This is a genomic window from Sorangium sp. So ce145 (assembly GCF_051525985.1).
Taxonomy (GTDB): Bacteria; Myxococcota_A; Polyangia; order Polyangiales; family Polyangiaceae; genus Sorangium; species Sorangium cellulosum_B.
Genome location: NZ_CP150315.1, coordinates 5,918,433 through 5,942,355, shown reverse-complemented (window position 1 = coordinate 5,942,355; position 23,923 = coordinate 5,918,433). Strand labels below are relative to the sequence as shown.

At 69.2% G+C, this 23,923-nt stretch carries 13 protein-coding genes; 6 read left to right on the top strand and 7 right to left on the bottom strand.

Features of this window, described 5'->3' with window-relative positions:
- Positions 1-92 precede the first annotated feature (92 nt).
- Positions 93-4,175: a chemotaxis protein CheB gene (locus WMF34_RS21705; RefSeq protein WP_437994425.1), complete on the top strand. Its 4,083-nt coding sequence runs from the start codon at positions 93-95 to the stop codon at positions 4,173-4,175.
- 116 nt (positions 4,176-4,291) lie between these two features.
- Here WMF34_RS21705 and WMF34_RS21700 read toward each other — a convergent pair whose 3' ends face one another.
- A complete protein-coding gene (locus WMF34_RS21700) occupies positions 4,292-4,828 on the bottom strand; it encodes a hypothetical protein (protein ID WP_437994424.1) in 537 nt (178 codons plus the stop codon).
- Between the two features lie 586 nt (positions 4,829-5,414).
- Between WMF34_RS21700 and WMF34_RS21695 the strand changes: the two genes are divergently transcribed.
- Entirely contained in the window at positions 5,415-5,975 is a 561-nt protein-coding gene (locus WMF34_RS21695; protein ID WP_437994423.1) for a hypothetical protein, read from the top strand.
- Positions 5,976-6,122: 147 nt separating this feature from the next.
- Here WMF34_RS21695 and WMF34_RS21690 read toward each other — a convergent pair whose 3' ends face one another.
- The gene (locus tag WMF34_RS21690) at positions 6,123-7,259 is read right to left on the bottom strand and encodes a CAP domain-containing protein (protein WP_049876316.1); all 1,137 of its coding nucleotides are present in this window, start codon (positions 7,257-7,259) and stop codon (positions 6,123-6,125) included.
- A 731-nt stretch (positions 7,260-7,990) separates the two neighbouring features.
- Between WMF34_RS21690 and WMF34_RS21685 the strand changes: the two genes are divergently transcribed.
- A complete protein-coding gene (locus WMF34_RS21685) occupies positions 7,991-10,528 on the top strand; it encodes an RCC1 domain-containing protein (RefSeq protein WP_437994422.1) in 2,538 nt (845 codons plus the stop codon).
- Between the two features lie 156 nt (positions 10,529-10,684).
- On the opposite strand, the gene WMF34_RS21680 is transcribed toward WMF34_RS21685, so the two are convergent.
- Entirely contained in the window at positions 10,685-11,971 is a 1,287-nt protein-coding gene (locus WMF34_RS21680; protein ID WP_437994421.1) for an extracellular catalytic domain type 1 short-chain-length polyhydroxyalkanoate depolymerase, read from the bottom strand.
- 475 nt (positions 11,972-12,446) lie between these two features.
- Here WMF34_RS21680 and WMF34_RS21675 point away from each other — a divergent pair, with 475 nt between their 5' ends.
- The 3 genes from WMF34_RS21675 to WMF34_RS21665 are packed head-to-tail and all read left to right on the top strand — an operon-like array spanning position 12,447 to position 15,755.
- Complete coding sequence (locus tag WMF34_RS21675) at positions 12,447-13,964, top strand: protein kinase domain-containing protein (protein WP_437994420.1); 1,518 nt, start codon at positions 12,447-12,449, stop codon at positions 13,962-13,964.
- The gene (locus tag WMF34_RS21670; RefSeq protein WP_012236815.1) at positions 13,954-14,946 is read left to right on the top strand and encodes a hypothetical protein; all 993 of its coding nucleotides are present in this window, start codon (positions 13,954-13,956) and stop codon (positions 14,944-14,946) included. The genes WMF34_RS21675 and WMF34_RS21670 overlap by 11 nt, the downstream gene beginning before the upstream one ends.
- Complete coding sequence (locus WMF34_RS21665) at positions 14,946-15,755, top strand: hypothetical protein (RefSeq protein ID WP_012236814.1); 810 nt, start codon at positions 14,946-14,948, stop codon at positions 15,753-15,755. The genes WMF34_RS21670 and WMF34_RS21665 overlap by 1 nt, the downstream gene beginning before the upstream one ends.
- A gap of 209 nt (positions 15,756-15,964) precedes the next feature.
- On the opposite strand, the gene WMF34_RS21660 is transcribed toward WMF34_RS21665, so the two are convergent.
- The 4 genes from WMF34_RS21660 to rph form a co-directional block, all read right to left on the bottom strand.
- Entirely contained in the window at positions 15,965-17,101 is a 1,137-nt protein-coding gene (locus WMF34_RS21660) for a hypothetical protein (RefSeq protein ID WP_437994419.1), read from the bottom strand.
- A gap of 311 nt (positions 17,102-17,412) precedes the next feature.
- On the bottom strand, positions 17,413-19,203 hold the full coding sequence (locus tag WMF34_RS21655; protein ID WP_437994418.1) for a trypsin-like serine peptidase: 1,791 nt from the start codon (positions 19,201-19,203) through the stop codon (positions 17,413-17,415).
- Positions 19,204-19,635: 432 nt separating this feature from the next.
- The gene (locus WMF34_RS21650) at positions 19,636-20,706 is read right to left on the bottom strand and encodes an alpha/beta hydrolase (protein ID WP_437994417.1); all 1,071 of its coding nucleotides are present in this window, start codon (positions 20,704-20,706) and stop codon (positions 19,636-19,638) included.
- A 526-nt stretch (positions 20,707-21,232) separates the two neighbouring features.
- Positions 21,233-23,845, bottom strand: coding sequence for a rifamycin-inactivating phosphotransferase (rph, locus tag WMF34_RS21645; protein ID WP_437994416.1), 2,613 nt, complete (start codon positions 23,843-23,845; stop codon positions 21,233-21,235).
- Positions 23,846-23,923: the final 78 nt, after the last annotated feature.

Genomic DNA, 23,923 nt, shown 5'->3' with positions numbered 1-23,923 from the left:
GCCCTCCGCCGAAATTCAGGGGATTTTGGCCCAGGTGAAGGCGCTCGCCAGCGGCCCCAGCCTGGGCACGCTTGCTGCCGTCGAGGTCGGTCATGTCGACCGAGCGCGAGGTGCGCGACGCCACAAAGACAAGAACCCGCACAGCCCGGCCAGAGGTGGCGCCCTACGTCGTAGGAATCGGCGCTTCGGCGGGGGGGCTCGAGGCGCTCGAGCACTTTTTCGCGAACATCCCGAAGGAGAGCGGGATGGCCTTCGTCGTTGTCCAGCACCTGTCGCCGGACTTCAAGAGCCTGATGGACGAGATCCTCGGGCGCCGCACCGAGCTGCCCATTCACCTCGTCGAGAACGGCATGCAGGTCGAGCCCGACCACGTCTACCTGATCCCGCCGAAGAAGGAGATGATCATCTCTGGAGACCGCCTCCTCCTCAGCGAGAGGGATCGCGACCAGGAGCTCGCGCTGCCCATCGACGTGTTCTTTCGATCCCTCGCGCAGGACTGCGGCCCGCGGGCGATCGCCGTGGTCCTCTCCGGGGGCGGCAGCGATGGCTCGCGGGGGATCCGCGCGGTCCACGATGCGGGCGGGCTGGTCGTCGTGCAGGACGTCGACAGCGCGCAGTTCGACGGGATGCCGAAGACCGCGCGAGACGCCGGTGTGGCCGACTGCGTCCTGCCTCCCCAGGACATGCCGCGCGTCCTCCTCGAGCACGTGAGGTCCAAGGGGCGCCGGCCGGAGCGGGACGCGGTCGGCGTCGATCAGGGGATGAGCGCGGTTTACGGGATGCTCGAGGAGCAGTTCGGTATCGACTTCACGCACTACAAGCCGAGCACCGTCACCCGGCGCATCGAGCGGCGGATCCAGCTCGCGCATACGGACGATATCGAGCAGTACGTCAAGCGCCTGAAGAGCAAGTCGAGCGAGCTCGACGTGCTCTACCGTGATCTCCTCATCGGCGTGACGCGCTTCTTCCGGAACGAGGAGGCGTTCGGCATCCTCGAGCGCTCGGTGCTCCCCGATCTGCTGCGCTCGGGGCCGCGGGACGCCCCGTTCCGCGTGTGGGTCGCCGGCTGCGCGACGGGCGAAGAGGTCTATTCGCTCGCCATCCTCCTCCACGAGCTCACGTCCGGGGGCGGCCACCGCCCGTTCAAGGTCTTCGCGACCGACGTGCACCATGGATCGCTCGAGATCGCGACGCGCGGGCTCTACGAGGAAGAGGCGGTGGTGAACGTCTCGCCCGAGCGGCTCGAGCGGCATTTCATCCGGCGCGGACGCAGCTACCAGGTTGTCCCGGATCTCCGCCAGTCGGTGGTCTTCGCGCACCACAACGTGATCAAGGACGCGCCGTTCACGCGCGTCGACTTCATCAGCTGCCGCAACGTGCTCATCTACCTTCAGCCGGCGGTGCAGCAGAAGGTCCTGAGCCTGTTTCACTTCGCGCTCAACCGCGGGGGCGTGGTCCTCCTCGGGCCCAGCGAGACGCCGGGGCACCTCGCGCACGACTTCGAGATCGTCGACAAGCAATGGCGGATCTACCGGAAGTACAGCGACCGGCGGATGCAGGTCGAGCCCCGCTTCCAGCCGGTATCACCGAAGGCCCGGAGCGCCCCGCGCTCGGGGATCACCGCGCCCGTCGCGCGCCACCCGGCGTCGTACCTGCTCGGGACCTACGACGCGCTGCTCGACGAGTTCATGCCGCCGAGCCTCCTCGTCAATGACACAGGGGAGCTCGTCCACGCGTTCGGCGGCGCGAGCCGGTTCCTCAAGGTCAAGGACGGCAGACAGGGGCTCGACGCCTTCGAGATGCTGGACTGCGACCTCAAGATGGTGCTGACGGGGGGCCTCCGGCGCGTCATCCAGGAGCGCACGGCGATCGTGTTCAAGGGGGTGCAAGCGGAGGGCGGCACCTACAAGATCACGATGCGCCGGGTCGAGAGCCGGCGAGGCACCTTGCCCCACGTCCTCATCACCTTCGACGCGATCGACGGGGCGCCGCGGCGGGCGGCGATGCCGGAGATGGAGATCGACCTCGACGACGTGTCGCGCGAGCAGCTCGGCGCGCTCGAGGCGGAGCTCGGGCACACGAAGCAGACCTTGCAGGCGATGACCGAGCAGCTCGAGGCCAGCAACGAGGAGCTGCAGGCGGCGAACGAGGAGCTCCTCGCCTCCAACGAGGAGCTGCAGAGCACGAACGAGGAGCTCCAGAGCGTCAACGAGGAGCTCTACTCGGTGAACGCGGAGTACCAGCGGAAGATCGCCGATCTCACCGAGCTCGGAAACGACATGGAGAACCTCCTGTCGAGCACGGACATTGGCACCATCTTCCTCGACAGGGAGCTCAAGATCAGGAAATTCACGCCGCAGATCGCGGAGAGCTTCAACCTGCTCTTGCAGGACGTCGGCAGGCCGATCGAGACGTTCACGTATGCGGTCGACCACCCCGAGCTCACCGCGGATCTCAAGCGCGTGCTCGCGACGGGGGAGCGCGTGGAGCGCGAGCTGCGCGACCGGCATGGTCGCTCGTTCTTTCTTCGCATCCTCCCCTACCGTGCCAAGGGCACCATCGCGGGGGTCGTGCTCACGCTCATCGACGTGAGCGGCCTGAAGGCGGCGGAGGACGCGCTCTTCCACGAGCGCTATCTCCTGAATAGCCTGCTCCGCAGCGTGCCCGACGCGATCTACTTCAAGGACGCGCGCGGCCGGTTCATTCGCACGAACAACGCCATGGCGGAGCGCCTCGGCCTCTCCGATCCAGGCGAAGCGGCGGGCAAGACCGGCTTCGAGCTGCCCGGGTACGAGGCGGCGCTCGCCGTTCACCAGGAGGACGAGGCGGTGCTGCGGACCGGCGAGGCGCAGCATTACAAGCTGGAGCGGCGCGTGCGGCACGATGGCGTCGTGGAGTGGGACCTGGTCACGCGGCTCCCGCTCATCGATGCGGCGCGCCACATCGTCGGTATCATCGGCATCTTCCGGAGCGTCACCGCGCAAAAGCGATCGGAGGAGCAGATCAAGGACGCCGTGCGCAGGCGCGACGAGTTCCTCGCGATGCTGTCGCACGAGCTCCGCAACCCCCTCGGCGCGATCGTCCACGCCACGGCGCTGCTCAAGGAGGACTGCTCCGCGTCGGACGGCGCGTCCGGGATCGACGAGAAGGTCGTCCAGATCCTCGAGCGTCAGTCCGCGCAGATGGCGCGCCTGCTCGACGATCTGCTGGAGGCGAGCCGCGTCACGCAGAACAAGATCGAGCTTCGAAAGCGCGTGCTCGACCTCGGCTCGGTGGTGAAGGACGCCGCCGACGCGGTCAAGAACCTCATGGACACGCGCGGCGTCGATTTCTCGGTCGTCGTCGATCCAGAGCCGATCTGGGTCGAGGGCGACCCTGCGCGGCTCCAGCAGGTTCACGTGAACCTGCTCAACAACGCCGCGAAGTACACCTCGCGAGGGGGGCATGTCACCCTGGAGGCCAAGCGCCTGGACGGACACGCGGTGGTCCGCGTGAAGGACGACGGCGTGGGGATCCCGAAGGAGATGCTCGACACGGTGTTCGAGCTCTTCGTGCAATCGAGCCGCACCCTGGACCGATCGGCGGGAGGGCTCGGCGTGGGGCTCACCCTCGTCCGAGGCCTCGTCGAAAAGCACGGCGGCACCGTGAGCGCGCGGAGCGAGGGAGAGGGCAAGGGGTGCGAGTTCGAGGTGCGGCTGCCGATCTCCGAGCCGTCATCCGAGCAGGAGGCGGCGCGCGGCTCGCTCCTCGCGAACTTCCCCAGGAGATCGCGGGTCGTCGTCGTGGAGGACAACGACGACGGCCGCCAGGCGCTCTGCGCGCTCCTCTTGCGCGCCGGGTTCGAGTGTCACTCGGCGTCTCACGGGATCTCGGGGATCGAGCTCATGGACGAGGTGCTCCCGCACGTGGCCATCGTGGACATCGGGCTGCCGGGGATCGACGGCCTCGAGTTCGCGCGCCGCGTCCGGGAGAAACCCCAGCACAAGAACGTCTATCTGATCGCGCTCACCGGCTACGGGCAGCAGGGCGACCGCGAGAGGGCGCGTGAAGCCGGGTTCGACGAGCACCTCGTGAAGCCCGTCGATCTCGCCACGCTCAAGCGGCTGCTCGCCGAAGGCGAGCCGGTGACGGGCGAGGGCGGCGCCGAAAGCGCTCGCCCGGCGGGCCCTTCCTGAGCGCCGCGCCTCCTCGCCCGGCGAACCAGCGCGTTTCCCCCGTGCTTCGGCCTGCGCCGGGGATCAGGCGGCGCCAGCGCGGCTCGACGACCGAGCTGGCCGGCGCCGGCGGGCCCTCAGAGGCATTCGACGAGGCCGTCGTAGAGCGATCGGTCCGTTCCGGGGAGCTCCGCGTCGATCGCCCGACCTGCCGCCGCCGAGAGCGCCTCGACGAGGTCGGTCACGGCCGTGTCCGGGGCGATGGGCATCTCGCAGAGGAAGATCCTCGCGTCTACCTCGACATCGCCCGTGAGGGCCACGATCTCCTCGTTGCTCGCGGCGAGGATCCACACACAGCGGCCTATCGTCCCGGCGTGCTCCTCGACGGAGCAACGGAATCGAAGCGGCTCGTAGTTGCTGAAGTCGCCTTCGCAGAACGTGTCGCCGCACACGACGTCGAAGTCGTCGTTCAGCTCGCGAAGCAGCTCGTACCAGGCGTCGATCTCCTCCGAGCTCGTGAGGTACGACGCGGCGTCGACGAAGCTCCTCGCGCTCGTCGAGCCGGCCGGCGCCGCTGCGTCGTCGTGCTGCGGTGGGGTGCTCTCCGGTGGCTCCGGGGCGGCGCCTCGCGCGGTGGAGCAGGCGAGCGCGAGGACAGGGAGACTCATGGACATGGCATGACGAACCGACATGGGTGCCTCCATCCGAGCGCGGCGCCTGGCGCCGGCTCGGGCCAGCACGCCGCTTCCGGGCTCCGCGCTGCCCCGCAACGGCGGGGACCAGCGCGAGGTCGGACCTCGCGGCGTTTCGGTGGGCACGTAGTGCGAGCGGTATGCCGCGGCCTTTTTGCGGGACTTTTGGGCCCTCTCCGCGCTCCGGGACCTGGCGGCCGCCACCCGCGCCGCCAGTTTCGCCAGCTCGGGGCCGTCGCGCGCGGCGCTCGGATCAGGGGAAGGTCAGGATCTCCACCCAATGAGGGCCGCGGCCCACCGGGTACGACGTCGAGGAGGTGAGCCCGCTCCGGGCGGTGCGCCTGCCCACGTCGCAGCAACGCGCGCCATCAGGCAAGCCGAGCCGCAAGGGCGTGAGGCGCGGAGGCGCGAGGGGTGACGGCAGAGGTGAAACCCCATGGACGAATCGCCCGAGGACCGGCACGATACCTCGCCATGGGACGAAAGAAGGCGCATGCTGCGGCGATGAGCCGCTCCCCGCGGGCGTGATGGTCTGTCTCGGCGCACGGGCGCGGAGGTGCAAGGTCCGATGCTGAAATGGCTGCTCGTCGGGCTCGTGGTGTTCCTGGTCTACCGGTTCGCGATGAAGCGGCCGCGTTACGATCGGCTGTTCTCGCCGGACCACCTGATCGAGCTCTCGCGCGGGCTCGGCCGCGCCAAGGACACCGCGCTCAAGCGCCCCGGGGGGGGCCCGCCCGCGGACCCGTTCGCCGAGGGCAATGCGTTCATCACGTCCGCCGAAATCGCCGTGGTGTATACCGTCGCCGAGGTCGGCGAGGCCGGACGAGAGCACCACGTCTCGCTCTCGTTCCGCGGCGGCGCTCTCGCTCGCGCCGCCGCGGGATTCCTCGCCGCGGCGATCCGTCGATTGCTCGGACTGGGGGAGATGCCGTGCGTGCTCGCGGCCTCGAAGAGCGGCGTCTATCATCTGATCTTCCAGGTCCCCGCCGCGGAAGAGGCGCGATTCGCGGCGCGATCCGTCCCGAAGCTCGACGACGCGTCGGCGCAAAGGCTCGTCGGCGTGGCGATGGAGGATCGGGGCCCGCTGCTAGCGCGCCTCGGCAAGCTCGACGTCAAGCTCCCGAAATGATGTTGTTGCTTCCCGACCTCCCCGCCGCGCGCTGACCGGCCGCGCCGTCACGACCGCAGGGGCCGCGGTGGCGTCATTTCTCGCAACCTGGGCCGGGGAGCCGCGCCCGAGCGCTCGCGATCCAGCGCTGAAGGGGAGCGAGATCCTCTATTCGCAGTCGACGAACACGACGTCGTAGGCGATGGTCGCCGAGATGCCGGAGACGCTCACGGAGTAGGTGTTGCCGGCTTCAGGGTCCCAACCGTTCGGCACGATGCGGATGGCGTTCGTGGAGCCGTAGCGCCCCTGGAGCGGCTCCACGTCGACGGCCAGAGGGGCTCCGCCGCTCGTGATCGTGACCTCGGCGTCCTCGAGCTCGATGTCCTCGCTCTGGATCGACCAGCCGGTGTCGCTGAGTGAGCTCCAGCGGTCGCCGTACGCCTGGATCGGGAACACGCCGGGCGGAGGCCAGGCCGTCCACTCCTTGCCGGCGCGCCCCGTCCCTCCGATGTTCTGCATGCAGGAGGCGCCGTTCTTGCCGGTCGAGCCGAGGCCGATCGGGCCGAGATCGTTCGCGAGGATGATGCGCCGGTGGCCGAAGGTCGTCTCGTTCCCGGGGTCGATCAGATAGCCCAGAACGCTCGCGACGCCGGGGCCACTCGAGATGTTGCTCGTCCTCGCGCCGTCCGCGCCTGCTTTCGAGTAGCACTTCCAGCTCTCCGGCGGCTCGTGCGAGAGGTCATTGTTCGCGTCCATCATGAGCGCGCAGGCCTGGGCCTGCACGTCGCGGGTGGGCTCGGTCACGACCGGGGGCAGGTCCGCCAGCCAGCGGTACAGATTGAAGAGCCGGAGCGCGTTCGCTCGACCGTCGGCAGAGATGTCTCCCGGGTCGCACTCGGGATCCAGCGAGCCGCTCCACGTGCCCTCGCTCATGTCGGCGGTGTCGGCGTTGAAGCGCGCGCAGGTGCCCTCCGGCGAGCGATCGCCCGTCTCGGGTGTCGACCCTCCCGAACCGCCGGACGCCGTGCCTGCCGATCCGCCGCCCCCTGCGCCCGTGCCGACCGCGGACGAACCTCCCGTGGAGCTGCCGCCAGCTCCTCCGGCGCTCGAGGCGTCCGAGCCCGAACCCCCGCCGCCGCTGCTCGCGGCCGCTCCACCCGTCCCGCCCGACCCGCCGGCCGGCGGCGAGCCACCCGACGAACCTGACGCGCCAGGATGGGCATCTTCGCTGCTGCAGGACGCGGCGGCCGCGACGAGGAGCGCCGTCGATGCGGCGAGTCGAAGGCGAGGGAAAGCCGTCTTCATGGTGAGAGAAGGAAATCCAAACGTCTCGGAGACGTCAAGCCCCATCGCGGGACCGGCCCCGGGTTGACTGAACATTTTTACTCGATCCGACTTCCTCCTGAAACGTGATGCTGGATCGACGACTCGTTCATGCATCGAAGGGGTTGCGTCGACTCCAGCGCCTGCGGGGCGGCGGTCCTCTTCACTGCTGCTCCCGCCGACCGCGGGGGAGCCCGGCAAGAGATGTGAGGTGAGGGCGTGACATGTCACGGAGCGAGCGCGACATGTCACGCCCGGCGGCGAGCCCCTCGACCGGCGCCGTCGCGTGAACGGGCCTGAATGCGCTCTTGCGTGTCCTGGCCCGAGGGTTGCCTTTTCGAACGCCCGGAACGCCCGGGTGCCTCGCCGCCACCGGCGAGGCATCGCGGAGAGCCCTGGCGGGACGCGCCGGAGCGCTCAGCAGAACGCCGCAGCGCGGAAATGCAGTCTCGATCGGTGTGCGGAGCCTGCTCTTGAAGCGCTTGCTTTCTTGAAACTCGAACCAAGAGCCATCGAGGACCTATGTCGACCTATGTGCCTGGAAGACGCCTGACTTCGCGATCGCGCGAGCGGGGCGGCCAGCGGCGTGGAGCCCTGGTCGCGCTGAAGGTCATCACATTATCTCTCCTCGGGTGCCTCGGCGAATCGCCGCGAGAGCCCGACGCGGACGGCAGCGAGCCACTCCAAGCAAACCCGGTCGAGGATCTATGTTGATGCATGTGCCCACAGGGCTGATTCTTCCGAACTTGCGCGAGGGCGGCGGCCGGATCCTCGGCCCCTGGCTCGCGCTGACGATGGTGACGATGCCCTTGCTCGGGTGTCTCGGCGAGGCGCCGAGGGCTCCGGGCGCGGAGGGGAGCGAGCTCGCCACCGTTTCGCAAGGGGTCCGCGACGACGACGCGCCGACGAACTCCCTCTCCGACGACCCCATCGTGAGCGCGGGCGGCGGGCACGCCTGCGCGCTGAGGCCGGATGGCACGGTGGATTGCTGGGGGAGCAACGGTAATGGCCAGTCGGCGGATCCCGAGGGCACGTTCCTCCAGATCAGCGCAGGCACGGATCACACCTGCGGACTGAGGACGGATGGCACGGTGGATTGCTGGGGGAAGTTCGAATACGGAAAATCCACGGATCCCGCAGGCACGTTCCTCCAGATCAGCGCAGGTGACTATCACAATTGCGGGGTGAGGACGGGCGGTACGGTCCACTGCTGGGGGTGGAACGGCGAGGGCGGGATCGACGCGCCCGGCGGCACCTTCACCCAGGTCAGCGCGGGCTTCGCGTTCACCTGCGGGGTGATGTCGCACGGCGCGATCAGGTGCTGGGGGTCCAACAGCCACGGACAGACCGATGAGCCGCTGGGCACCTTCGTCCAGGTCAGCGCCGGTACATTTCACGCATGTGGGCTGAAGCCGGACGGCACGGTGGACTGCTGGGGGAAGAACTCGCACGGCGAGGCCGCGGATCCTTCAGGTACCTTCATCCAGATCAATGCGGGCTCCGGGCACACCTGCGGGGTGAGGACGAACGGCGCGGTCGACTGCTGGGGGGCGAACGAAACCGGCGAGGCCGCGGATCCCTCGGGCACGTTCACCCAGATCAGCACGAACTGGTTGAACACGTGCGGGCTGAAGTTGGACGGCTCCGTGGACTGCTGGGGCAGCGGGTCCCAGGACCCGACCCCTGGGATCTTCGGGCGCGTCGCCGTCTCTGCGGGGGGCGAGCACACCTGCGGGCTGCGGGCGAACGGCACGGTGATCTGCTGGGGGAGCAACGTCCATGGCCAGTCCACGGAGCCGATCGGCGCCTACCGGCAGATCAGCGCCGGCAGGAATCACACCTGTGGCGTGCTTCATTACGGCCCGGTCAGGTGCTGGGGCTTCAACAGCGATGGCCAGGCCGCGGATCCCTCGGGCGGCTTCACCCAGGTCAGCGCGGGCGGGCTGCACACCTGCGGCGTCAGGACGAACGGCTCGGTGGACTGCTGGGGGCGCAACCTCGAAGGGCAGGCCGAGGACCAGAGCGGCAGCTATACCCAGGTCAGCGCGGGCTACTATCACTCCTGCGCGCTGAGGGCCGATGGTTACGTGAATTGCTGGGGGCACAACGTCGAAGGGCAGGCCGCGGACCAGGGGGGCAACTTCACCCAGATAGGCGTGGGCATGTACCACAGCTGCGGGCTGAAGACCGACGGCACGGTGCGGTGCTGGGGGCGCGACGCGGACAACCAGTCCTCGCCGCCGTCCGGCACCTTCACGCAGATCGCGGTTGGTGAGTACTACGGCTGCGCGCTCAGGGTGGACGGCACCGTGGCGTGCTGGGGGCGCGGCGACCTCGGCGAGACGTCGCCGCCCGACGCCACCTTCCTCCAGATCAACGCGGGCGCCACGCACGCCTGCGGCCTGACGACGGAGGGCCTCATGGCCTGCTGGGGAGCCAACCATTCGGAGAAGGCCGCGCCGCAGACGGACACGTTCACGCACATCAGCGTGGGCCTCGACCACGGCTGCGGGAAGAAGACGGACGGCAAGAGTACCTGCTGGGGCCGCAACGATCACGGGCAGGCCGCGCCGACCCTCGGCTACCCCAGCTTCAGCGCGGGCAACCTCCACACCTGCGGGCTGACCTGGGACAACCTCGTGTACTGCTGGGGCGACAACAGCGAGAACCAGGCGACGGATCCGCCCGGGGCCTATTCACAGGTGGACGCGGGCTCGTTTCACAACTGCGGCGTGAGGACGGACGGTAGCGTGCACTGCTGGGGCAGCAACACCAGCGGCAAGGCCACGGACCCGTCGGGGACCTTCACCCAGGTCAGCGCGGGCGGCTCCCATACGTGCGGGGTGAGGACGGGCGGGGCGGTGGACTGCTGGGGATACAACGCCTTCGGCCAGGCCACGGACCCGTCGGGCACCTTCACGCAGGTCAGCGCGGGCTGGAACCACTCGTGCGGGCTGAGGGTCGACGGCACGGTCGACTGCTGGGGAAACAACGGCTCTGGCCAGGCCGCGGACCCGTCGGGGACCTTCACGCAGATCGGCGCGGGCAGGGATCACACCTGCGGATTGAAGACGGACGGCACGGTCGACTGCTGGGGGAACAACTCGTACGGCCAGTCCGCGGATCCCGTCGGCACCTTCACCGCGATCAGCGTGGGCGCCGGCTTCAGCTGCGGGCTGAAGACGGATGGAACGGTGTACTGCTGGGGGGAGGACGACTACCACCAGATCTGGCTGCCGCTGGCGCCTTAAAAGCGGGGTGCACCTTCGTGCGCTACGGGCCCGGCCGCGTCGTTCGGCTCGCTGCGCCGTACTTTCGTACGTCTTGCCCGCCTGCCTGGCGGCTGAGCCCGTATCCCACGAACCTGCCCACCGCTGTAGGCCGAGCTCCTCGCCGGCGCTGCACGCTCACGCAGCAGAGCGGCGACGGCGGCGGACCACCGCGCCAAGCCCTGCCACGAGCAATCCGACGAGCGCGCCGCCGGGCAGCTGACCCCTGGAGGCCGCACTGAAGCTGCACCCACCGTCTTCCGACGCGCTGTCGCCGCCTGTCGTGGTCGGATCGCTCTCTCCGGAAGCGGTGCTTCCGCTCGCGTTGCTCGTCGAGCCGCCCGTGGTGGCTCCGCCGGTGCCTTGCGCCGCGCCTCCGGTGGTCGCTCCGCTGCTGCCCGTGCTGCCGCTCGCGTCGCCACCCGTGCCTGAAGTGGCGCCGCTTGCGCTGCCACCTTCGCCGCCTGCGCCTGAAGCGCTGCCACCTCCGGTCGATGTGTCGCTGCCGCCGGTGCCATCACCGCCGCCCGCGCCGTCCCCGGGGGGCGGAGGATCCATATCGAGCCCGAAGAAGCGCACGACGTCCTTCCACAAGCCGCGCCCCGAGAGATCGTGCGGGGCACCTTCCGCGTAGTTCGCCTCCAGGAGGAGCGTGCCCGCGGCGTTCGTGTAGGAGTACCGATGCCATGTATCTTGGGAGCCCATGAAGATGCTCGTCTTGCTGTCGGAATGACCGAAACCAAAGACGTCCATCCACTGCGCGATCTCGGCTTTATAGTTCGGCTCGTAGTTGAGGGTGGTGTCAGCCGTTCCGTGCCAGAGCTGAACGCGAGGCCGTGCGCCGGTGAAGCCCGGATTCGCCTTGCGCACGATGTCACCCCACTCGGTGGCGGTCCTGGCGGGAGGGGTCATCCAGCCGTAGGCGTTGCCTCCCGTCCAAGCGCCAGCGGGGACACCGGCCAGCACCGAACCCCCAGCAAACACGTCCGGGTAGGCAGCGAGGAGCGCGTTCGTCATGCAAGCGCCGGAAGACGCCCCCGCAGCGAAGACTCGGGTCGGATCGGCGTGGTGCTGTGTGATGGCGTACTGGACCATCTTGGTGATGGCCTCTCGCTCACCGCTGCGCGCGGGCGTCGCGTCAAAGCAGTTGCCGCCTGCTTGCGGCGTGATGATGAGGAAGCCGTGCTGATCGGCCAGACCCTGGAACCAGCCATGAGCGTTTCCTGCGTTCCCGCTGCAGTAGTGCAGTGAGACCACAACCCCCGGCGAAGCGTCGACCTTGTCCGGGACGTAGAGGTCCATGGGCGTGTTCCCGCCGTAGTTGACCCGGGTCTGCCACGAAGCCGCCAATGACGGCGAAATCGCGAGCAACACGGTTGCGAGGGAAGCGGCGGCGGGCGCGACGAATCGAAGGGTGGTGGTCATTGGCTATCTCGCTATCGCTATATCAATAGCATTTGACGAGTAGAACGGAAATTGCGACTCGACGACGTTTCGTCGGTCGCTCCTGATCCTGATGTGAATTGCCGCGATGCGGCTTCCATGTGTGAGAGCATTCGTATCATATTCGCAGGCGAGCCGAGGCACGTAGTCGAGGCAATTCTCGATTTCTGGGCGAGGTGGTGTGTCGTTTCGTAACAATCCGTGAGGGCGTGTCGTTTCGTAACAATCGGTGGAAGGAATGGAAGGGCCCGTCAGCGCCGCGGCCATCGCTGAAGATCAGGTCGTCGTCGCGCTGCTCCCGGCGCGTCGCGACGAGTCAGGCAGGAGCGGTCGCGACAGGACGGGATAGGCCAATCCATGGCAGCGCTGCCCGGCTGAGGCCGGCGCGGTGGAAAATTGCATGAGCCTCTGACCGTGACGTGGCATAGTGGATGCCCTTCTTCCGCGCTGGCGTGCCATGTCGAGCCCTGACGAGACCACGATTGCCCCCGGGGATGTCCTCCTCGGGAAGTATCGCGTGGAGAGCGTCCTCGGACGGGGCGCCATGGGGCTCGTCGTCGCCGCGCGCCACCTCGCCCTCGACGAGCGCGTCGCGATCAAGGTGCTGTTGCCGAAGTACGTGCGGGATCCGGAGATCCTCCAGCGCTTTCTGAGGGAGGGGCGCGCCGCCGTGCGCGTCCGCAGCCAGCACGTCGTGCGGGTCGCCGACGTCGGCACGCTCGAGAGCGGCGCGCCGTACATGGTGATGGATCACCTCGAGGGGAGGGACCTCGCCGCCGTGCTCGCGGAGAGCGGGCGCCTCGCGGTGCCCGTGGCCGTCGAGCTGGTGCTCCAGGTCTGCGAGGCGCTCGCGGAGGCGCACGCGCAAGGCATCGTCCACCGGGACGTGAAGCCGAGCAACCTGTTCGTCACGCGGAACGCGGACGGCTCGCCGTGCGTCAAGGTGCTCGACTTCGGGATCTCCAAGATGACGCACGCGGAGGACCACGCGTTGACGCGGGTGGGGGGAGTGCTCGGCTCGCCCCTCTACATGTCCCCCGAGCAGCTCCGCTCCTCGAGCGACGTCGACGGCCGCGCGGACATCTATTCGCTGGGCGTCGTCCTCTTCGAACTGCTCACGGGGCGAACGCCGTTCTTCGCGCACGAGCTCGCGCAGCTGGTCTACCTGGTCACGCAGGGCGAGCCGCAGCGGCCGCGGGCCCTCCGCCCGGACCTCCCGGAGCCGCTGGAGCACGTGATCCTCGCGGCGATCGCGCGCGACCGCGATCGCCGGTTCCCGACCGTCGCGGATCTCGCGCTCGCGCTGGTGCCGTTCGCGCCGCCGCACGCGCGCGCGGCGGCCGAGCGCCTCTTCGGGGCGCTGCGCGGCGCGCTCCCGGCCGTGGCGCTGCCGCCCGGGGCTGCTCGCGCCGCCACGGCGGTCACTGCGGCCGGGGCGATCCTCCCCGCGTCGACCGTGCCCCTCGGCGGGGGAGCGCTCACCATCGCGCCGCTCGGTACGACGAACCGCAAGCCAGCGTCGCGCGAGAAGCGCGCCGCCGCGATCGGGCTCGGCCTTGCGCTCGCGAGCGGCGGCCTGCTCCTCTGGCGCCTGTCGGACCGAGCCCCGAGCGACATCGAGCGCGAGACGGCGGCGTCGGCGGGCCCTCAGGGCGCGGTCCCGGAGCCGCGCCCCGCGCAGCCGGGCGCCGCGCCGGAGCCGCGCCCCGTGGAGCCGAGCGCCGCGCCGGAGCCGCGCCCCGCGCAGCCGAGCGCCGCGCCGGACGCGGCCGTCGAGCCTGCCGCCAGCGCCGCGCCGCCGTCCAGCGCCGCTCCCGGCGCGTCAGCCGAGGGGCCGCCGCCCGCGGCGCGCTCCGCGGCCCCAGCCGCGCAGAAGCCCGCGAGGCCGGGAGGCTCGGCGCAGCCGGCGAAGCGCGTCGCGCCGCAGGGAAAGCGCCCCGCCAACGCCGACCCGTTCTCGCGCGATGTCTTCTGATACCTTCGCCGGCACGATGACGCCGCCGCAGACGAGCAGCCGACCGAAGCGCGGGCGCGCCGCGCGCCTCTGCGCGATCGGCGCCGGCCTGGCGGCGGCGATCGCGGCAGGGCGCGCGGCGAGGGCCGAGGACAAGGCGGGCGCCGTGGCGCTGTTCCGGGAGGCGGGCGCGCTCGTCGACGCTGGCCAGGCGTCGCGCGCCTGCCCCAAGTACGAGGAGAGCCTGCGCCTCTACGACAGCGTCAACACCCGCTATTTCCTCGCCGATTGCTACGAGCGCATCGGCAAGATGGCCTCCGCGTGGGCGCACTTCCTCGAGGTCGCCGCGCGGGTGCACGCGAGCGGCGACCGGGAGAAGGAGGCGAAGGCGCGCGAGCGCGCGGCGGCCGTCCAGCCGAAGGTCTCGCGCCTCTCGGTGGTCGTCGAGGCAGCGAGCACGCCGGGCCTCGAGGTGAAGCGCGACGGCGCGCCGGTCGGCCCCGGCCAGTGGGGCGTGCCCATGCCGGTCGACGCGGGGACCCACGTGATCCAGGCGAGCGCGCCGGGCAAGCGGGCGTGGACGGCGCAGGTCGACGTGAAGCCGGGCGGCGTGACCTCGACCGTCGTCGTGCGCGCGCTGGAGGACGACCCCGCGTGGAGGGACGCGGGCGGCGCGGGGGATGGCCGCCGCACGATCGCGCTCGTCACGGCAGGCGCGGGGGGCGTGGCCGTGGGCGTCGGGGCGGCGCTCGGCTTCGCGGCGAAGTCGAGGTTCGACGAGTCGCGCCCGTTCTGCAACGGCGACCGCTGCGATCGGCGCGGCATGGACATCCGCGGCGGCGCCGTGGCGCGCGCGAACGTCGCGACCGTGGTCTCCGGCCTCGGCCTCGCGGCCATCGCCGGCGGCGGCGTGCTGTGGCTCACCGCGAAGAGCTCGACCCAGGGCGCGTCGCTGGCGATTTCGCCCGCGGCGGGCGGCGCGCTCGTGCAAGGCCGCTTCTGATGCGCTTCCAGGTGCTCACGGTCGCCCTCTGCGCGCCGGTGTCGCTGAGCGGATGCGGCCTGGTCCTTGGCATCTCGCCCGGCGAATACGACCCGGATCCGTTTGGCCTCGCTGACGGGGCCGGGGGAGCCGGCGGCTCGGACGGAGGCGCGGGCGGTGCCGGCAGCTCGGGTGGCGCTGGCGGCTCGGGCGGCTCGGACGCGGAGCCCGAACTCCCTACCTGCACCGCGCTCCTCGACGACCTGGAGGACGGCGACGGCGCGATCCTCCGGTGCAAGGACCGCATCGGCAGCTGGTACACGTACAACGACGGCACCCGGGCCGGCGCGCAGACCCCTCTGCCCGGCCGCCCGTTCCTGCCGGTCTCGCCCGGGCACGGCCCGAGCGAGTATGCCGCTCACGTCGCGGGGAGCGGCTTCGTCTCGAGGGGGGCCGGAATGGGGTTCGACCTGAACTTCGCCCCGGGGGGCGCGAAGCTCACCTACGACGCTTCTGCCTATTCGGGCCTGACCTTCTGGGCCAAGGCGGCGGCGCCGACGCACATCTACGTGAACTTCCCTGACCGCAACACCGATCGCGAGGGCGGAGTGTGTGAAGGCTCCGGCTGCGGCGACCACTTCGGCGAGGGGATCGACATCACGACCGAGTGGGCGCAGTACACGGTCATGTTCGATATCCTCAGCACGGACGGCTGGGGCGTTCCTGCGCCCGCGGCGTTCGACCCGGCGCACGCTTATTCGATCGAGTTCCACACGGCGAAGTCGACCGTGTTCGATATGCTCGTGGACGACATCGCGTTCGTCCCGTGACGAAGGCCGCCCCCCACCATCGTTCACGACCGCGTTCGTGAGCCAATGGCGGGGGCGTGGCCATAGCGGTAACCAAGCCTCGCGCCGCGTTCTCCCACCTCCGAACGTTCACGTTCACGTTCACATTCACGTTGCTGACGATGGTGGGGGGGCGGGCTTCGTGCCCTGAGCGCGACCGAACGAACTTGGTGAACGCCGATGCCCTCGAGCTATTCGTAGGTGGCGTGCACGACGTGGTAGCTGTTGCAGTGGACGAGGATGGCCTTGTCCGTCGCGGCATGGGTGTCCAGTTGAAGGGACGGGTTGAAGCCAGCCGCGTGGGGCGTCACCGTGCCCATGGTGCTCCACCCGCTCGTCCCCAGCCTGGCCAGCCAGGGCGCGCTGCCCTTTCTGTAGGCGATCTGCGGGTTCAAGGCGTCGTCGATCACCAGGGATACATAGGAACCCTCAACCGCCGTGTCGACGGTGCTCACCGTCCAGGTCGCGGTCGAGGAGCTCCACGAGGCGGACTTCAAATCGTTGTTGCTCGTGTACGCGATCTCGCGACGGCCCGACCTGGCGTCCATCGACGCGTAGCCCCCGCCGTTCGCGTCGATGAGGGTGGTCGTCCAGATGGCGAAGGGCAGGGCGTTCTGGCTCACCTGCACCCCGACCGAGGTCTCGGCGAAGGCGACGAAAGGCGTCGTGCCATCGAGGGCGATCGCGTCGGAGGCCAGCCTGATATGGTTCGTGTTCGCCTTGATCGTCGCCTTGTACCACGGATTCCCGCCGGTCTTCCGCGCGAACTTCAGGCTCCGGACGCCGGAGCTCGTCTCCGTGGTGTAGACGACATAGACGACGTAATCCTGGATCCCCGAGTCGTACCTGACCTCGATCGACGGGGTGCGGACCACGTCCACGGAGTCGACCGTCTCGCAGTCCCACTGGCTGAGGACGCCGCAGTTGCCGGCGTTTCCGCCGACCCGCCTGGCGACCTTCAGACGATACGTGTCGACGTCGACGTACGCGATGAACTCGGTGCCGTCCTCCTTGCCGATGGTCATCGAGAGGCCGTCGAGGAAGTTCACGGATCCATCGACCGTCTCTATCACCCAGGGCAGCCATCCGGAGGGCGAGCCGGAGTGGGCCTCCTGGCGGGCGACCATGACGACATCGCCGGCTGTATCGCCGTAGGCGACGCTGTGCCACTTGCTCCAGGCCCCCCCTCCCCAGTCCTTCCACGCATAGCCCTGCGCCGTGTGTCCGACCGCGCCGGTGCCGTGGATCGGCGACGTGGACCACGCCATCGCCTCGGAGCCCACCAGCAAGACGGCCGCCGCCATCGTGAACCGAAATCCTTTGAGCATGACCCGTCAACCTCCCATGGCATCACCGTGCAAGAAAGCCAGACGGAGCGCCGCCCCGTCGACACAGGCATTCGACACAGGTAGTCGACACACGGATTGGCAAGCTGCATGCCAAGGAAGCGAGCCTCTCTCGACATCGAAGCACGAAGGGGGCCACCCGGCGGGCCGCGAGCGCGCCGCCCTCTCGCTCGCGCTCCTTCGTCCGTGCGCATCGAGCGCGGCTGCCGGATCCGTGACATGTCACGTGACATGTCACATGACATGTCACGATACCGAACGCTCGCGATGGCGCCGTGGTGCCTGGTGCCGGCTCACATCGCGGCGATCGCGATGTTGTCGACGAGGACCGGATCGCCGGTCGAGACGCGGATCTGCAGGTTGTTGTCGTCCGACGGCGGCGTGAACGTGGCCGAGCAGGTGGTGCTCCACGCGCTCGAGGGCGAGAAGCTCGTCCACATCACCTGGGCGCCGCCGCTCACGACGCGGAGCTCGGCCTGGGAAGACCCGCTCGCGGTGGTCCTGCGCGCGTCGAAGCAGATCTGGTACGGCCGCCCCGCGGCCAGCGCGAGCTGGCGGTTGCGCACCGGGTAGCCCGTCGCGCTCTGCGTCACGCGGACCGCCCAGTTGGGGGTGCCCGTCACCCGCCCGTCAGGGACCACCTGCGCCCGGCTCCCATCGACGTCGTTGCGCCAGTTCGTGCGCTTGTCGAAGGTGTCGAAGTTCATGACGGCGGTGCTCTTCACGACGCTCGGCGCGGACACGAGGATGTCCGCGGTCCCGAACACGCCGAGCCCGAGCGTGAGCCCGTCGGACGGGGCGTTCACCTCGAACGTGTGCATCTGCCAGCCCGATCCCACGGTGTTCGCCACGTATTCGCCCCCGAGCCACGTCGCGCCGCTCTTCAGCCCCACCCACAGCGAGCTCGTGTACTGGCTCGCCTGCGTGTTGGTCATGAGCGTGATCCGGTAGCTGCCCGCGGCCAGGTTCAGCTTGCCGTGCGAGAGCGCGTCGGCGTAGCCCGCGCCGGTCGTGCGGTTGATGCGCGCCCACCGGTTCGCCACGTCGAGGGTCGCGAGCGCGGTGAGGTCCCAGAGCGCGTTGCGGCGCTGGCTGTCGAAGCCGAGGTTGTACCAGTCGCGCCGCGCCTCGCCGCGCAGCCGCTCGAGGTCGCGCTGGATGTCGAACTCCCAGTCGAGCTCCTTGTCCGCCCAGCCGTAGTAGTTGGCCGGGGTGAGGCCGAGGCTCGTGACGAGCGAGACGTTGACCGTGGGGCCCTGGGCCGCGGGGTCGAAGCTCGGGTTGACGTAACCCCAGAAGAGCAGATCGCGCATCGAGAGGGCGTTGCGGCCCCAGCACCCGCCGGAGCACGCCGTGGAGAGCGGGGCGATGATCATCTTGCCGTTCGCCGCGTTGAAATGGGGCGAGCCGCTCATGCCACCTTCCCCCCAGACGTTCATCTCGACGCCGGTGTTCGGCGCCGAGGCCGGGGTGAACCAGTGCCCCGCGCCGGTGACGCTCGTGACCTGGCCGTTCGCGTACATGCGCGTGTCGAAGGGGAGGCTGCCGTTCTGCTGGTTGTTCGCCGAGATGCTGTAGATCTGCTGTCCGACCACGGGCGGCGACACGTCGAAATCGACGTAGCCGTACTTGTCGCCCGGGTTCTCGCCGGCGGCGTTCGGCCAGCAGAAGAAGAGCACGCCGTCCGTGTCGTTGAACGTCTGCTCCATGGCGTCGCACGTGAAGGCCTCCGTGTCCGACGCGGCCGTGCTGCCGTTCCGGTACGTGCGGAAGGTGATGGTCGTCGGCCCGCCCCCGCAGTGGGCCGCGCTGAAGAAGACGTTCGGTCCGATCATCACGCCGTTGCAGTAGCCGCCCAGCGACGCCTCGGCGAACTGGCTCACCGCGACGTCCGGGTTCGTATGGTAAAGGCTGGCGGCGTTGACGATCCGCTGGTTCGGGCCGAGCGTCATCTCGGCGGCGAGCGCGCTCTCGGCCTCTCCGACCGGCTCGTCGTCGAGCTCATCGACGGCGGCCGTCGCGGCGCAGCCGGTGGTGACAAGGATTCCGAGGAACGGTGCGGTGCGGAAGAAGTGCTTCGACATGGTCGTCTCCGTGGGCTCCTGCGCTCTCGCGCGGCGCCGCGGCGCTGGCTGGCTGAAACGCAGCGACGCGCCTGGATCGCTGTGCGTTCGACGCCCGGCCAAGCAACCGATATGCCGTCCGCGAACCGCGGAATTCGCTCTGCTGTCGGCGAGTTTGTCGCGTGGCCGTCGCACCGCGCCGCGCGGCTGTGGCCTGCGCGACCGCAGGGCGGCGGCGCCCCGTCTCGACGTCCGTTGGCGGTCGCAGGGTCCTCGTGCCGCGTCGCCGAGGACGCGCTTGCGGTGCCGAACCGGCGCGAGCCGCCGGAGCCCAGCGACGCGGCTACCCGCCAGCGTGAGCGAGGTCGCTGCCCAGATTGAAGGTCGGATCGGGAGCGGGCCGGGAGCGCGGAGGGGAGCCGGAGCGGGCGCTCCAGCACCCTCGACGCGAGGTTATTCCCAGTTCTTGCGCTGGGGATTCTCCCAAGGCGCCTTGCACAACACGCAATCATTGCCGAAGAAATGGTCCCGCGCGCCCATGTCGTTGTAGATCCAGTAGCGCATCCATGCGACGATCGCGGGCCGCTCCTCGCCGCCGCCGTCGCTCTCGATGTATGCATGCGGCGCGCCCGTCAGCGTTGCCAGGAATGTGGGCACTTCGGACATGTCGTAGGTGTCCTGCTGGAGGGGCATGCCGACAGTATCCCGGGTGCCAGTCGTCTGCAGCATCGTGCCGTGGAGGTCGGCCGAGGCTCTGTGGCCGTGGATCGAGACGACAGTGGCCACCGCCTCGTGACCGCCGAGTTGCACGGCCGAGGTGCCGCCGACCGAGAAGCCCATCGAGACCGCGTGATCGACGTAGAGCTTGCCCTGGTATTTGCCTGGCGCGTCGTTCTGCTCCAGGATCCAATTGAGACCATCCTCCATCTTCTTGAGATTGCCTGCGTCGCCGGGGCCGCCACTGAGGACGGGGCTCCCGACGACCACGAAACCGTGAGAAGCAAAGTTCGTCAGCATGGTCGTGTGCACCGCCACCTGCTGGCCGATGCCGGGGCCGAAGATGATCGGAGCGTGCAAGAAGCCGTCCGCACCCAAGGGTTCGGGCCTAAACACCGTATAGGCTCCGTTCGGCCCCACGTTCCGCTCCACGGTCGTCGCGAACGGACCCTCGGCAGAGTAATCCGTGATGGGCGGGAGCGCCGGACCACCGGCTCCGCCGGCTCCAGCGCCGCCGTCACCTGCTCCGCCCGCGCCCGCGCCTGCTCCGCCCGGGCCTGCTCCGCCCGCGCCCGCGCCTGCTCCGCCCATTCCACCGGCGCCGGTGTCGGCACCGCTGCTGGCCGCGCCACCCGACCCAGCTGTTCCGCTGGTCGACGCCCCGCTGGTGGTGGCTGACACGCTCGAACTGCCCGCACCGGCAGCTTGTGCCGCGCCGCCGTTGTCTTCGCCGCACGCCAGCAGCGCGACGCTCGAGAGCAAGCAGAAGACGTTGAAGCGCCTGACGGCTTTCATTTTGTTGTACATGAGGCCTCTCTGGTTACGTCACGCCAGCGCCAAGCGCCTGCTTCAGGCCGACGATGACGAAGTTGGCAGACAGGTGGTCGCCAGGCGTTCCGCCTTGGAACCGTTGCAACGCTCCCCCGCATGCTGCTCATCTGGAGCGAGAGCCGACCGTCAGGGTGAATGCGCATGAAGAAGAAGGGCCCGATGCGCATGACGGTCTATCCAGGGTTAAGCGGAAGAAACTCCAGAAAGCCAATGTGAACGCTCACATGGCCGGCGTCAATCAAAAACCGCCGCGCGGCGATCCTCGATGATCCGATGGGTGCGCAGCGGCGGCCGGCCTCGTGAGAGGCAGCGGCGCTCCGGGCCGTACGGCGGACGTGGCTTCGGTGGGTAGGGTGTCCAAACGCCTTTGCGAAGGCAAGTGCCCACGCCTCGGCCCCAGGCATCCGCACCCACGCGAGCGATCTGGTGGGCGGTCCCGCGTCGACCGGACGATCGAAGGCGCGCAGCGCGGCCCCGGCGAGGGGCGCGAGCGCCGCCGATCTCAGGTCAGGATCTCGACATACCCGTCCGTTCCATGCACGCGGATGCGCTGCCCATCCCGGATCAGCCGGGTCGCGTTGTCCACGCCGACGACCGCCGGCAAGCCGTATTCCCGGGCGATCACCGCGCCATGGGTCATCAGGCCCCCCACCTCGGTCACAAGGCCCTTGATGGACACGAACAAGGGCGTCCAGCTGGGATCGGTGAAGGTGGTGACCAGGATGTCCCCCGCCTCCAGCTCCGCGTCGGCCATGTCCAGGAGGACGCGGGCTCGCCCCTCGACGACGCCGGAGGAGACAGCCAGGCCGACGAGGGCTCCTGCGGGGAGATCGGCTCGTCCGTGCGCGCCTGCCACGATCTCCCCGTCGGACGTGATGACGAGCGGCGGCGACAGCCTCTTGTGGAGCTCGTGCTCCGCTCTCCGCTGGCCGACGATCCGGTCGTCCAGCCGATGGGCGCGCACGACCTCGCGGAGCTCGTCGAACGTGAGGTAGTAGATGTCTTCGGCGTCGTGGATCACGCCGGCCTGCACGAGCCGCTCGGCTTCCTGCAGCAAGGCGTGCTTGTAAATGAAGTAGCGATTGACGAGGCCGTACTTCGGATACTCGCGATAGCCGATGAAGCTCCGGAGCCGGTCGATCATCCGCTGCGCCTCGCTTGCCTTCTGCTCCCCGTCCGGCAGCTGCCTCAACCGGTCGAGCAGCGCTCGCGCCCGCTGCGAGGCCTCCTGCCGCCCCTGCTCGAACCTCCGCTCGCCGGCACGAGGCTCGAAGTTCTTGATGTTGCTCAGGATCAAGGGGACCAGGGTCGCTGGCTTCTCGCTCCAGCGGGCCCTCGTGATGTCGATCTCCCCCGCACATCGCATACCGTATTTGTCGAGGTAAGCTTGGATGGCGTCCCGGGCTTCCTTGCCACCGTCGAGCGCGGCCAGCTCGTCCAGGAAGCCGTCGTGCTTCACGTTCTGCAGATAAGCGACCACGTCCGGATAAGGACGGATCACGTCGGCGACATCCAGCAACGCCAGGCCCATCTCCGACGTGATGTTGTTCGACACGGACTGGGAGAGCGTATCCGCGACGCTCCTCTCGCCGAGCCACGCCATCATCTTCTCGTTGATCCACGAGGAAGCGTTCATGCCCGCCATGATCGCGCCCATGCTCCGCGGACCGAACATGGACTTGCTCAGCCCCTGGATGTCCTCCCGGATGAAGTCGAACAGCGCCGTTCCGGTCCTGGTCCGGATGTCGCGCTTCAGCTCTGCGAGCGAGGCCTGGGTGCGCTCGATCAGCTCCGCGACGATCGCCGGGTCGTCCTCGACCTGCGCGTCGAAGCGCCCTGGCGCCTGCTTGCCCTGGCCGGGGCGCGTGGCCGCCGGATCGTCGGGCAAGGGCTCGATGAAGTCTCCCCGCGAGAGGATCGTCGAGAGCGCGTCCCTGAGGAGCGGATGGGAGCGCCCGAGGAGTTCCAGGAGGGCGTCCCGGCTGGCCGGTGAGGCCAGCTGCTTCGTGGGATCGACGAACAACCTGCCGCCCGCCGCGAGCATGCGGCCACCCGAGGTCAGCTGGAACAAGGACAGCCCCAGGGGCCTCATCGCGTCGGTCATCATCTGTTGATGGCCGACGGAGATGTAGACGTGGTTGCCTCGATCACCGGCCTCGGGGATGGGGTACAGGGTCGTGATCGGCCGGCTCTGGACGATGTGGAGCTCCTCCTCGACAAGGCACCACTCGATGTCCTGGGGATGGCCGAAATGCCCTTCGATCTGCCGGCCCAGGCGCTCGAGCCGAAGGATCTGCGCGTCGGTCAGCACCTGCCCGTCCTGCCGGTCGGGCTCGATCGCCCGCTCTTCGGTGCCGCCCTCCTCCAGGGCGCGCGTGGCCAGCGTCTTCCTGGCGATCGCCTTCTCGATGACCTGGCCGCTGCGCACCTTGTAGCGATCGGCGCGCGCCAGGCCGGCGACCAGGGCCTCCCCCAGGCCGAAGCCAGCCTCGATCGACGACACCTTCCGGTTCGACGTGACGGGATCGGCCGTGAAGACGATCCCGGCGGCTTGCGGGAAGACCATCTTCTGCACCACCACCGCCATGTGGACCTTGCGGTGATCGAAGCCGTGCTGGATCCGGTAGATCACCGCCCGCTCGGTGAAGAGCGACGCCCAGCACCGGCGGACGTGCTGCAGGATCGCCTGCGTCCCGAGGACGTTCAGGTACGTATCCTGCTGGCCCGCGAAGGAAGCCCCCGGCAGATCCTCCGCCGTCGCGCTGGACCGTACGGCGTAGGCATCGCCCGCGCCAAGCGAGGAAAGAGCCTGGGTGATCGCCTCTCGTACGTCCTCGGGGATGGCCGTCCCCTCGATGATCCGGCGCAGCTCGGCGCTGAGCTCCCGGATCCCGTCCCGGTCCTCCGCCGCGAGCGACGACGACCGATCGAGCAACCCGCCGATCGACGGCGCTTCTCCCATGATCCGCTGGAAAGCCTCGGTCGTGACGCAGAAGCCGGCGGGCACGCGGATCCCCTCGATCCTGGAGAGCTCACCCAGGTTCGCGCCCTTCCCCCCGACCACCTTGGCCTTCGTTCGATCGACCTCCTGGAGAGCAAGCACATAGTTCTGCATCCGTTCACCTCCATCAGGGCGCCGGCAGCTCGTTCGCGTCGACGGATCGTCACGCCCCGTCGTCGAAGGGCGCCACTA

Coding starts and splice junctions, on each gene's coding strand:
- WMF34_RS21705 (WP_437994425.1), top strand. CDS start 93: ATGTCGACCGAGCGCGAGGTGCGCGACGCCACAAAGACAAGAACCCGC.
- WMF34_RS21700 (WP_437994424.1), bottom strand. CDS start 4,828: ATGTCCATGAGTCTCCCTGTCCTCGCGCTCGCCTGCTCCACCGCGCGA.
- WMF34_RS21695 (WP_437994423.1), top strand. CDS start 5,415: ATGCTGAAATGGCTGCTCGTCGGGCTCGTGGTGTTCCTGGTCTACCGG.
- WMF34_RS21690 (WP_049876316.1), bottom strand. CDS start 7,259: ATGAAGACGGCTTTCCCTCGCCTTCGACTCGCCGCATCGACGGCGCTC.
- WMF34_RS21685 (WP_437994422.1), top strand. CDS start 7,991: ATGCATGTGCCCACAGGGCTGATTCTTCCGAACTTGCGCGAGGGCGGC.
- WMF34_RS21680 (WP_437994421.1), bottom strand. CDS start 11,971: ATGACCACCACCCTTCGATTCGTCGCGCCCGCCGCCGCTTCCCTCGCA.
- WMF34_RS21675 (WP_437994420.1), top strand. CDS start 12,447: ATGTCGAGCCCTGACGAGACCACGATTGCCCCCGGGGATGTCCTCCTC.
- WMF34_RS21670 (WP_012236815.1), top strand. CDS start 13,954: ATGTCTTCTGATACCTTCGCCGGCACGATGACGCCGCCGCAGACGAGC.
- WMF34_RS21665 (WP_012236814.1), top strand. CDS start 14,946: ATGCGCTTCCAGGTGCTCACGGTCGCCCTCTGCGCGCCGGTGTCGCTG.
- WMF34_RS21660 (WP_437994419.1), bottom strand. CDS start 17,101: ATGCTCAAAGGATTTCGGTTCACGATGGCGGCGGCCGTCTTGCTGGTG.
- WMF34_RS21655 (WP_437994418.1), bottom strand. CDS start 19,203: ATGTCGAAGCACTTCTTCCGCACCGCACCGTTCCTCGGAATCCTTGTC.
- WMF34_RS21650 (WP_437994417.1), bottom strand. CDS start 20,706: ATGTACAACAAAATGAAAGCCGTCAGGCGCTTCAACGTCTTCTGCTTG.
- rph (WP_437994416.1), bottom strand. CDS start 23,845: ATGCAGAACTATGTGCTTGCTCTCCAGGAGGTCGATCGAACGAAGGCC.